This window comes from Microcystis sp. 49638_E5, from assembly GCF_021300285.1.
Taxonomy (GTDB): domain Bacteria; phylum Cyanobacteriota; class Cyanobacteriia; order Cyanobacteriales; family Microcystaceae; genus Microcystis; species Microcystis aeruginosa_C.
The window spans coordinates 1-10,503 of sequence record NZ_JAJTDH010000094.1 but is presented as its reverse complement, the minus strand read 5'-3'; the positions used below and the strand labels follow the sequence as shown (position 1 = coordinate 10,503).

At 42.5% G+C, this 10,503-nt stretch carries 11 protein-coding genes; 6 read left to right on the top strand and 5 right to left on the bottom strand.

From position 1 onward, the window contains the following. Nucleotides 1–111 (bottom strand): DUF2887 domain-containing protein (locus LW728_RS19470; RefSeq protein ID WP_287767761.1); only part of this gene is annotated, 111 nt, incomplete at its 3' end. Between the two features lie 335 nt (nucleotides 112–446). Here LW728_RS19470 and LW728_RS19465 point away from each other — a divergent pair. The 5 genes from LW728_RS19465 to dprA all read left to right on the top strand — a co-directional run bounded on the left by LW728_RS19465 (nucleotide 447) and on the right by dprA (nucleotide 6,233). Then, nucleotides 447–1,064, top strand: a complete 618-nt coding sequence (locus LW728_RS19465; protein WP_287767760.1) for a PEP-CTERM sorting domain-containing protein — start codon at nucleotides 447–449, stop codon at nucleotides 1,062–1,064. A 267-nt stretch (nucleotides 1,065–1,331) separates the two neighbouring features. After that, nucleotides 1,332–3,929, top strand: coding sequence for an SUMF1/EgtB/PvdO family nonheme iron enzyme (locus tag LW728_RS19460; RefSeq protein WP_287767757.1), 2,598 nt, complete (start codon nucleotides 1,332–1,334; stop codon nucleotides 3,927–3,929). A 199-nt stretch (nucleotides 3,930–4,128) separates the two neighbouring features. After that, a complete protein-coding gene (locus tag LW728_RS19455; RefSeq protein ID WP_002750429.1) occupies nucleotides 4,129–4,368 on the top strand; it encodes a hypothetical protein in 240 nt (79 codons plus the stop codon). Continuing rightward, complete coding sequence (locus tag LW728_RS19450; protein WP_287767755.1) at nucleotides 4,358–4,696, top strand: type II toxin-antitoxin system PemK/MazF family toxin; 339 nt, start codon at nucleotides 4,358–4,360, stop codon at nucleotides 4,694–4,696. The genes LW728_RS19455 and LW728_RS19450 overlap by 11 nt, the downstream gene beginning before the upstream one ends. Nucleotides 4,697–5,084: 388 nt before the next feature. Continuing rightward, entirely contained in the window at nucleotides 5,085–6,233 is a 1,149-nt protein-coding gene (gene dprA / locus LW728_RS19445) for a DNA-processing protein DprA (RefSeq protein WP_002802248.1), read from the top strand. Between the two features lie 66 nt (nucleotides 6,234–6,299). Here dprA and trxA read toward each other — a convergent pair whose 3' ends face one another. Next, nucleotides 6,300–6,656, bottom strand: coding sequence for a thioredoxin (gene trxA / locus LW728_RS19435; RefSeq protein ID WP_002802246.1), 357 nt, complete (start codon nucleotides 6,654–6,656; stop codon nucleotides 6,300–6,302). A gap of 468 nt (nucleotides 6,657–7,124) precedes the next feature. Here trxA and LW728_RS19430 point away from each other — a divergent pair, with 468 nt between their 5' ends. Next, complete coding sequence (locus LW728_RS19430; RefSeq protein ID WP_287767753.1) at nucleotides 7,125–8,330, top strand: acetate kinase; 1,206 nt, start codon at nucleotides 7,125–7,127, stop codon at nucleotides 8,328–8,330. A 4-nt stretch (nucleotides 8,331–8,334) separates the two neighbouring features. Here the strand turns inward: LW728_RS19430 and LW728_RS19425 are convergent, their stop codons facing one another. The 3 genes from LW728_RS19425 to LW728_RS19415 all read right to left on the bottom strand — a co-directional run. Beyond that, the gene (locus LW728_RS19425; protein ID WP_287767751.1) at nucleotides 8,335–8,886 is read right to left on the bottom strand and encodes an anti-sigma factor family protein; all 552 of its coding nucleotides are present in this window, start codon (nucleotides 8,884–8,886) and stop codon (nucleotides 8,335–8,337) included. Nucleotides 8,887–8,999: 113 nt separating this feature from the next. Then, nucleotides 9,000–9,656: a sigma-70 family RNA polymerase sigma factor gene (locus LW728_RS19420; protein WP_002802236.1), complete on the bottom strand. Its 657-nt coding sequence runs from the start codon at nucleotides 9,654–9,656 to the stop codon at nucleotides 9,000–9,002. Nucleotides 9,657–10,292: 636 nt separating this feature from the next. Beyond that, on the bottom strand, nucleotides 10,293–10,503 hold a 211-nt coding region (locus LW728_RS19415), incomplete at its 5' end, for a hypothetical protein (protein ID WP_287767749.1).

Genomic DNA, 10,503 nt, shown 5'->3' with positions numbered 1-10,503 from the left:
CACTGAGTCAAAGCGGTAGTTATTGGCTTCGCTGATAGGGAGTTGAATTAATTCAAAGAAGATAGAGGGGAATGATTGAAAGAGTTGATAAAAAATCGTGTCAGTTTTCATGCTCTTATTTTATAGCACTACGCGCTAAGATTAGGACGTTTTGCTCACCCCTAACGCCCCTTAATAAAGGGGGGAATAAGGACCGACTTTAACCCCTAAAATAGCTCAATCTTAATCATTACTGATTAATTTAAGATGTTTCCTTGGCGAACCCTTCCAGTCTCTCCCTGATGGGCTTTTTTCCGGATTCATCAATAAAAAACGGAGAATACTTGACAAATTCGGGGGGGGGGTAGAATGAGGCTGCTTATTGCTGTTAAGCAATGATTTATGGGGTATAACGAGCAGTTTTTCCCCATTCTTAGCCATGAAATTAACTTGTCAATCAATCAAAAATGACTAATCAACTGCTAAAAGCCCTTTGCCTTCCTGGGGTGACTTGTGCCGTTTTCACTGCCATTCCCGCCCATGCCGCCATTTTTACCGCTACCTATACGGATACTGTTTTCTATGCTGATGTCGATAACGTTATTGTCGGTGATACTGCGGTTATCACCTATCAGCTTGACAATGGGGGAACTTCCCTGTTCAACCAAACATGGAACGCCAGTGACATTGTGACTGTCACCTTCAACTTTGGTAATGTGGCCCACGTTACCACCTTTAATCCTAATGGGGGTGATGGGTTGAGTGTTAGCACAGGAAGCTTTGTCACCAATGCCTCAGGACAGTTAACGGCTGTTCCTTCTGATTGGTATGATGCTACTAATCTCAATGTCGTCTCAACCAATTCTACACAAACACCTAACGCATGGTTCGTGAGTGGGTCCAATGCTGTTTACTATACTAATAATTTCGACTACTCTGTCGATTTGACCAATGTATCAGGTAATATAGTTGCTGCTAACTGGACCATTCAACCTGCCCAGACACAGACAACCCCCGAACCAGGCACCCTTTTAGGTTTATTAGCGGTGGGTTCTCTGGGTTTATTGGCTCGCAAACGGCAATAAATGACCAATTCTATGGTAAGGAAGGTTTAAAAGCCTTCCTTTTTGGTTAGGGAAAAAGGCGCTCTCGCTTATTGAATTTTGGCACATAATAGACCTCTTGCAAAAGTCTTAATTCGATCCTTGTACAGCAACATTTTTGAAGATTATCAACTACTAATAAATAATTAACTGAAAGTCCCTCCCATTATTGTTTCTATCGTTTGTTTTCGGATTTATGCAAGAGGTCTTATTTTCTTCTCCGTTCTCTGTCACCTAAAAATAACTACCATGTCCGATTCTCCTGAATCTATCCGCAATACTAGCGTCAGCGATCAAGCGACTAATAATGATGCTCTCGGATTTGAGCCTTATGTAATAGCGATCGCTGAATTTTTGTTGCATGAGCAGACACAACCACCCCTAACTTTATCGGTTGAGGGAGAGTGGGGTAGTGGCAAGTCTTCTTTTATGAAAATGTTAGAGGAATATTTACGAAAAAAGGGAGGTCGGACGGTTTGGTTTAATGCTTGGCGACACGATAAAGCGGAGTCGGTATGGGCAGCTTTTGCGCTGTCTTTTATTAAGCAGATTTCTACGCCCAAAAATTGGCGAGATTTGCCTCGAATTATCCTAGGCCATTTTAAATTACAATTATTGCGTTTTAACTTAGAAAAAGGCTTATTTGAATTAATTAAAGCTTTACCATTAATAATTTTTGTGATTTGTGCCTCAATTGCCATTCCTTTTATTTTAATCATTTATGGAGTTGAAGGAATTAACGAATTAATCAGAGCAACAACCTCTCAAGATGTTTTTTGGAGTAAAATTAATTCAGTTTTTAAACTGTTATTTACCGCCGGAGGTTTAACTTTATCAGGAGCAGGAATTTTTGCTGGTATTAAGAGTTTATCGAGAAATTTTCAAAGGTTACTCCAAAACCCTAAAAACAACCTAATTAAATACATAGAAGCCCCAGATTATAAAAAACAATCGGCATTTGTAGAAGAATTTCATGAAGATTTTGCTAAAATTGTTGATGCTTATATTGGCAATGATCGAGTATATGTATTTATTGACGATTTAGATCGTTGTGAACATCCAAAATCAGCGGACTTGATGCAAGCGATTAACTTGATGATTGCTGATGATCCTTCAGTGGTGTTTATTTTAGGAATGGACAGAGAAAAAGTAGCCGCTAGTTTAGCGGTAAAATACGAAAACATTCTCAAGTATTTACCGTCAGAAACCACAGAAATTGATCCTGATATTTTAGCGAGACGTAGTGCTAATAAAGGGTTAGCTTATGGTTATACTTTCATTGAAAAGTTTGTCCAGCTTCCCTTTTTAGTTCCCCAACCATCCCAGTCAGATTTTGAGCGTTTTTTGATTCAGCTTGCTACTTCAACTCCTCCCAATTTACAGCCAGCTAAACCTCATTTTACATTTTTTCAGTCATTCTGGGGTAAGTTTAAGTTAGCTTTACCCCAGAGAAATAATTCGCAAAAGCATCTCACTTCTGCAACAAGTAATCAGACAAGTGATTTAAAAAACTTGTCTCTAGATAATCCTTCGATAGAATCTGAACAAACCGAAAAAGAGAAAGCACGAGCATCTGTAATTAAGCGATTAGAAGCGATTCAAGTCAACAAATCTGATAATAGAGATTCCCAAACAGTGCGGAATATCATTATGATGGTGGCTCCCGCATTGGATTACAATCCGCGACGGATTAAACACTTTATCAATGTCTTTCGTCTCAAGGTTTATATCGCTAATGAAACTGGTTTATTTTTTGAGGAGCGAGATGAGAATGATAATTTGTTAGTTCCTTCTCTAACTTTTGAACAGTTAGGTAAATTTACTGCGATTAGTTTAAAATGGCCATTGTTATTGTCAGATTTAGAAAATGATAAGAAAATTTTAGCAAAATTAGAAGAATTTGCACTAGATGAAGAAAAAACCAAAGAATATGAAGAGTCGCTTCGCTATTGGGGTAGTCATATTAAGCTAAAAGCTTTAATGGCTTACGGTCATGACAAATTGGCAGCTAACTCTAAATTTAGCTTGGCAGAGGTAAATGTTGATAAATTATTACAAGTATCACCTAGGGTAATTCGGTCAGCTAATGAGCCTATTCAACGAAAACAAAAACGAAAACAAATTAGTCAAAATATAAAAATTAGCCAAAATATTACCTCATTGCCTCCAGACTTTCACTTAGAAATGGTGGATATACCCGCCGGTAAATTTAACATGGGTTCTAATGAGTATGAAGATGAAAAACCGATACATGAAGTAATTGTGCCAGCATTTCAGATAGGCAAATATCCCGTCACCCAAGCACAGTATCAAGCGGTGATGGAAAAAGCTAGTTCAAGTTTTTCACGAAATTCCCAGAACCCAGTAAAATCTGTTAGTAAGGATGATGCTGAAGTCTTTTGTAAACAACTGAGCAAGTTAACCGGAAAAAACTACCGTTTGCCTACAGAAGCAGAATGGGAATATGCCTGTCGCGCTGGCACAGAAACCCGATTTAGTTTTGGCGATGATGAAAGTCAACTAGGAGATTATGCCTGGTTTATTGATAATTCAGATAATGTAACTCATCCTGTTGGGCAAAAGCGACCTAATCTTTGGGGAATTTATGATATGCACGGCAATGTTTGGGAATGGTGTGCGGATAAATATCACGCAAGTTATGCAACCAAACCAGACAATATTAAAAAAAATGGCAGTATTCCATGGGGTAATTATCTAGGTATCAAATCATCACTCCGTGGCGGCGCTTGTGACTCCTATCCCGGACTTTGCCGTTCCGCGTATCGCGGCGACATGGATGTTCTCGGCTACGGACACGGGTTTCGGGTTGTGTGCGATCTCTCCTAATCAGTTAACAGTTAGCAGTTAACTGTTAACTGTTAACTGTTATCAGTTGCTCCGAGCCTATATGGAAGCGCACCAATAACCAATAAAAAGATGAAGTCTAATAGGGGGAGCCTGAGAATGGAGATCGCTGTAGTTGCCCGTCACCGCTTTTTATGGTTACTTTAATGTTAGAATCGAATCACTTCTTTTAGGTTTTGCTATGCGTGCGATTGAAACCACTGGTATCCTCAATACCCAAGGACAAATTCAACTTGATCATCCTATTCCCCAAGAAAAAGATCGGTTTGTGCGCGTCATTCTTTTGATGTCGGAGGATGAACTGAACGAAAAAAACTGGCTAGATGCCGTTTCCCATAACCCTAGCTTTGCTTTTCTGCAAGATCCCGAAGAAGATATTTATACTCTTAACGATGGACAACCTGTAACTAATGAAGGGTAAAATTGTATTAATTCAATTTCCCTTCGACGATTTATCTTCCAGTAAGGTTCGTCCTGCTTATTGCCTAACCAATCAAATTGGAGGCTATCAACACATTATCTTTGCCCTAATTACCAGTCGTATTCCAGAAAATCCCCTTCATACAGATATTATTCTAAGACCAGAAAATCCAGATTTTATGATCAGTGGTCTTCGCAAATCGTCAGCCATCAGACTTGATCATTTAGTAACACTTCGCTCTTCACTGATTCAGCGTGAACTAGGCTCATTATCATTAAAAACCCAAACCTTAATTGTAGATATTTTGTCCGATATTCTACGTTCTTAAAAAAAATACGATCACTGATTTCTTCGGGGGCATTATTTAACGCAGTTTTTAGCTTTAAATTACAATAAATTTGTCTGTTATATCCGTTACGCTATGCTAAGATATTCTACCCTTACTGCTACAATTGGCTCCAAAGACCACTATAACCAACTAAAACCATGACTCAAGCCACTTTTGCAGAAATACTAGAGGCAACCGAACAACTTCCCCCAGAAGATCAAGAACAACTTATTCACCTGTTAAAAAAGTGAAAGACATGGACGAGGCTCAACCATACCTCAACAACTAATGGAAAAGATTCCGGCAAGATTAAAATAAATTAAGGTCATCTGGCCGCAGTCGGTTAAAACTGACTGAAAATATTACCTGGTCTGAGGAGCTTTTCAAATTGACAGACGATCGCGTTTATTGGTTAGCATGGTCAAGTATTGCTGGAGTTGGGTCAATTTCCCTAAAGCGACTCTATCAGCATTTTGGCAGTGTCGCTGTGGCCTGGAATGCCTCCGATTCTGCGATCGCAGAAGTGGCAGGATTCGGCAAAAAGTCAATGGTAGCGGTACGGGAGGGGCGATCGCAAATTGACCCAGAAGCTCTTTTCTCCGAACATATCCAGAAAAACCCCCTTTTTTGGACTCCTAGCGACCCAGAATATCCCCGCTTTCTCCGGGAAATTCCCAGTCCTCCCCCCTTACTTTACTATCAAGGAAAGGTCAATTTAGAGGAAAATCAGGGAAATATCCCCACCGTCGCCATTGTGGGTACTCGCAACCCCACGGATCACGGCCGGCGCTGGGCGCGGCGCTTAAGTACCCTTTTGGCCCAACAGGGATTTACTATTGTTTCTGGTATGGCCGAAGGAATTGATGGCGAGGCACACCAAAGCTGTTTAAAAGCAGGGGGAAGGACGATTGCCGTCTTGGGAACGGGGGTCGATGTGGTTTATCCTAGTCGTCATCGGCAGCTACACGCGGACATCCAAAAGCAGGGTTTAGTCATTAGTGAACATCCCGCCGCAACTCAACCGAATAAAGCCCATTTTCCCAGTCGTAATCGCATTATCGCCGGTTTAAGTCGCGCGACTATTGTTATCGAGGCCCCCGAAAGGTCTGGCTCCCTGATTACGGCCAGTTATGCTAACGAATTTGGCGGCGATATCTATGCTTTACCCAATTCTCCCGATATTGCTGCCGCTAGAGGTTGTTTACAACTGATTCATCAGGGAGCGGAAATTATCGTTTCTGAGGAGAAATTATTAGAAATGTTGGGGGCAATTCCCACCACGAACCAATCTGCACCGGTTAATCTCTCCCCTTCACTCCCTCTAGAGACATCCCCGGCCGTTAATCCTGCTCCTCCAGTCAATCTAGAACCTAGACTAGCACAAGTGTATCAGTTATTTGACAGAGATGCCCTGTTGTTTGACATTATTGTTCAAAAAATGCAAATCCCCACCTCAGAAGTGGCGGGGATCTTATTGGAATTAGAATTAATAGGTTTAGTGACTCAGTTACCCGGTATGCGTTACCAGAAAACCTAGTTAACCCCCAAATGCTTATTTAGGGTATTAGCTAAAGTGGTTTTCGGTACAGCCCCGACCACTAGATCAACTTTCTGACCCCTTTTGAGGATCATTCGGTTTCAGGTGTTTATCTATGGTGGTAGCTAAAGTGGTTTTCGGTACAGCCCCGACCACCATATCAACTTTTTGACCTTCTTTGAAGATCATCAGAGTAGGAATACTGCGAATCCCATACTGACTAGCGATATTGGGGTTTTCGTCGGTGTTGAGTTTCACCACCTTGACTTTCCCTATGAACATTTCGGCAATTTCTGCGACAACGGGAGCCACCATTCGACAGGGGCCGCACCAAGGAGCCCAGAAATCCACTAGGACAAGGTTGGCACTATCTAAAACTTCATCTTTAAAGGTGGCATCTGTAACGGCAGTAACCTCTGACATACTTAAGAAATCCTCTAGTAATCACGGTTATCTAGAATACGCAAAAATTCCATTCTAGAGATTCGTGGTGCGATGTTGACATTCCACTGGTGAAAAGGACGAGAACTAGCTCTAAATCCACTATAGAGGCCTTAACTTGCATCAGAGGTAGCTTCTTGGATCAATTTCACAAGGGGCATTCTTGTATTTTATAACCCTAGAGGCTCTATTTTGACTTTTTTTTTGATAAAGTTTTGTAATATTGCCCGAGTCAGTCTCGATGAAAAAATTTTCACCACCAGAGATGAAAGAGGTTTCCTTCCCTACACCCCACACCCCACACCCTACACCCTCTTTCAAGTCAGGGATGGGTGATCACAGCCGGATAAAATTTTCTTGAAGAAAAACCCGAAAAGTCAGCGATTTTATCTAGACTTAACCTGAGTTTGATTATGATCGCCATAGGCCACCTCCTAATTGAGCTTTTCTATGAAAATTCTGGTCTTAAATGCGGGATCGAGCAGTCAAAAAAGTTGTTTATACGATTTAGATATTCTCCCCTCCCATCCTCCCCAACCAATTTGGGCAGCGGGGATCGATTGGACAGTTAACCCTGATTACGGGGTTTTAACGGTAAAAGCCAAGGGAATTAAACAGGAAATTAATCTTTCTAGTCAAGACCGTCCGGCGGCAATTGCTCGGATGTTAGATACCTTAGTCACTGGCGAAACTAAGGTACTGGCCAATTTCGCCGACATTAGTATAGTCGGTCATCGAGTTGTCCATGGTGGCACGGAATATTCACAGGCAACCATGATCACTCCCCCAGTCAAAGAAACGATTAAAAAGCTGATCCCCCTTGCTCCTAGCCATAATCCCGCTCATTTAGAAGGAATTGAGGCGATCGAGCAAGTTTTGGGCGATGTTCCTCAAGTAGCAGTGTTTGACACCGCTTTTCATCGTTCTATCCCTCCTGAGTCTTCTCTTTATCCCATTCCCTACCAATGGAGTGAACTGGGAATCCGTCGCTATGGTTTCCATGGCACCAGTCATCAGTACTGCTCGCAACGGGCAGCCGAATTGTTGGGAAAACCCCTAGAATCCTTGAAAATGGTGATTTGTCATCTGGGCAATGGTGCTTCCCTATCGGCAGTCAAGGGGGGTAAAAGTGTCGATACTACTATGGGATTTACTCCCCTAGAGGGATTGATGATGGGAACCCGCAGCGGTTCGATCGATCCAGGGATTCTGATTTATCTAGAGCGAGAATATCAATATAATCCCGATAGTTTAAATAGTTTACTCAATAAAGAATCCGGTTTAAAGGGAATTTCGGGTATTTCTGGGGATATGCGGGCAATTACCACGGCGATGGCCGAAGGTAACGAGAGGGCAAAATTAGCATTTGAGATGTATATTCATCGTCTGAAAGGTTTAATCGGATCGATGATTGCTTCTCTGGAGGGGTTGGATGTGTTGGTATTTACGGCAGGAATCGGCGAAAATTCAGCTTTAGTACGGGAAAAAGCCAGTCAAGGCTGGTCTTTTTTGGGTTTAGAGTTAGATTTAGCTAAAAATGCCGCTCGTCCCCGGGATGAGGATATCGCCACCGAGACATCTAAAGTGCGAGTGATGGTAATTGCTACGGCGGAAGATTGGGCGATCGCACGAGAATGCTGGCATTTATCCCCATAGATCCTTACCTTTGGCCATTCTCTTTTGGCTTTTCCGCTGCGGGAATCTCCATAATTGGATGGTTGAGAGCAATCATCAAATGGTCTCCCTCTTGGCTAATACTGCCCGGACTGCTCGCCATTTGGGAGAGGGGATCATTGCGTTCGGAGACGAAGTAGGAGCCAACAGCGATCGCCATGGCGGTGAAAATTGCGCCACCATAAACATAATATTGCCGACGACGCTGACCATCGACTTTTCTGAACACCTGTTCTGCCAATCGGTCGCTGGCAATAGTAACCGGTGCGGGAATCTGCCTTAAATTAGTTTGTAATCCCAAGAGCTGCCGATAGAGTTTTTTAGCGGCAGCATCATGGTCTAACCAATGCTGAACTAGCTTCCTTTCCTCTACCGTTACTTCGTTATCAATATAGGCGCTAATTAAATCAAAACGATCAGCTTCTTCGTTATCCTCATCTAAGAACAAAATATCCTCGGTTGCGGAGTTGCAATCGCTGTCATCGTGACGTAACAAAGACTTGATCCATTGAACGTCTTCGGGTTGATAATTATTCATGGTTGACCTCGACCAGAAGCGATCGGTATGCAATCACTTTTCACCAGCACGGAGCTAGTTAAATTTAACGACTCCTCACTTCGGCCGTTAGTGCCGAATCACCACAATATTCTTTAGCCTTCTGTAAAATAGGGCTGTAAAACAGATTGTAATTTAGCGCGAGCGCGAGCAATCCGAGATTTAACAGTTCCTAAAGAAACTCCCGTGATCTCGGCAATTTCTTCGTAGGCCATGCCTTCAATTTCTCGGAGAATAATAGTTGTCCGAAAAGCTTCTGGTAAATCAGCGATCGCCGCCTGTAATTGATCGTAGAATTCGTGGGTGGTGAGATGTTCATCGGGACTGGGGTAATCGGACTCGATATCCCAATCGATTTCGCCATCTTCCACGCGTCGGGGAGCATCGAGGGAAATGGGGTGATTAACCCGCTTGCGTTTCCGCAATTCGTCGTAAAAAAGATTAGTAGCAATGCGACTTAACCAACCGCGGAACTTGAGGGGTTCATGGAGACGGTTAATATTGCGATAGACGCGAATCCAGACCTCTTGAGCCAAATCAGCGCGATCTTGCCAATCGGGAGCCAAATGATAGAGTAATTTATCAATATGAGCTTGATAGCGCCGCAGCAGTTCCGCAAAAGCTGCCCGATCAGGCTGACACCCTTCCTGACAGCGTGCAATCAGATCATAGTTGGAGAGTTTGTCAGGGGACACGGGGTTTTGAGACTTTTTGGCCTCGAGTGACCAAGATGCTGGAATCGATTGACTCATGGGATTTCCTCTAAGGATATAAACTCCTCACTCAGGGCTTGAGGACGGGAGAAGTTAGCAAAGGTTCCCGAAAATAAATAGGTTTGCGGCAAAAAGTTTTTCGTGGGGGCAGGGTGTGGGGTGTGGGGTGTAGGGTTGTACCGATTTTCAGGTGGTCAACTACCTAATTTTCAGGGAAAAAGTACCTGAATTTTTCCCCCGATCACTCCAAGTGCTGGCACTTTTTGAGGGGAAAAAAGTCTAAAAGTCTTACCCAACAAGGTTTTAAGGTTTATTCAGCAAACCCTAAATAATTTTTTTTCCATATCTTGATTCTAACTGATCGAACCGAGTGGATCGGGTTGGTAATTGCTGGACTGCGATTTGAGCGGGGCATTCAATGTTTGACCTTCTCGTTCGGCCACGGGGCTGAAACCCTTACTAAGCAGTTATTTCAGCCACTGCAGCCCTATTTGATGCCTAAACAGTTCCCACTTATGAAAAACGCTGTCACCACCATCAAGAGCTAATTAGAACAAAATTACTAGACAAAAAAGCCCCACCAGAAAAAGGGGGAATAGCTGAAAAGCTTACGTAGCAAGGGATAGAAAAAAGATCAAAAAATTTTGCCAAAAGGGGTTGACAAACTTAGGGAAGTTAGATACATTGGTAAATGCGCGGTTGAAGCAAAGCGAAAGCGAAGCGAAACAAACGACGCTCGAACCTAGACAAAACAATAGTTTGAAAGCCAAGTAAAACAGCCTCGTTTAGAAGCAATTCTATAACAAAAAAGTCAAACCCGCAAGGGGGAGACAAAAAAAAGTCAAAAGAATCAAACGATTCATCATGGAGAGTTTGATCCTGGCTC

Excerpts from the sequence above, each read along its gene's own strand:
- LW728_RS19465 (WP_287767760.1), top strand. The coding sequence starts at position 447 with ATGACTAATCAACTGCTAAAAGCCCTTTGCCTTCCTGGGGTGACTTGT.
- LW728_RS19460 (WP_287767757.1), top strand. The coding sequence starts at position 1,332 with ATGTCCGATTCTCCTGAATCTATCCGCAATACTAGCGTCAGCGATCAA.
- LW728_RS19455 (WP_002750429.1), top strand. The coding sequence starts at position 4,129 with ATGCGTGCGATTGAAACCACTGGTATCCTCAATACCCAAGGACAAATT.
- LW728_RS19450 (WP_287767755.1), top strand. The coding sequence starts at position 4,358 with ATGAAGGGTAAAATTGTATTAATTCAATTTCCCTTCGACGATTTATCT.
- trxA (WP_002802246.1), bottom strand. The coding sequence starts at position 6,656 with ATGTCAGAGGTTACTGCCGTTACAGATGCCACCTTTAAAGATGAAGTT.
- LW728_RS19430 (WP_287767753.1), top strand. The coding sequence starts at position 7,125 with ATGAAAATTCTGGTCTTAAATGCGGGATCGAGCAGTCAAAAAAGTTGT.
- LW728_RS19425 (WP_287767751.1), bottom strand. The coding sequence starts at position 8,886 with ATGAATAATTATCAACCCGAAGACGTTCAATGGATCAAGTCTTTGTTA.
- LW728_RS19420 (WP_002802236.1), bottom strand. The coding sequence starts at position 9,656 with ATGAGTCAATCGATTCCAGCATCTTGGTCACTCGAGGCCAAAAAGTCT.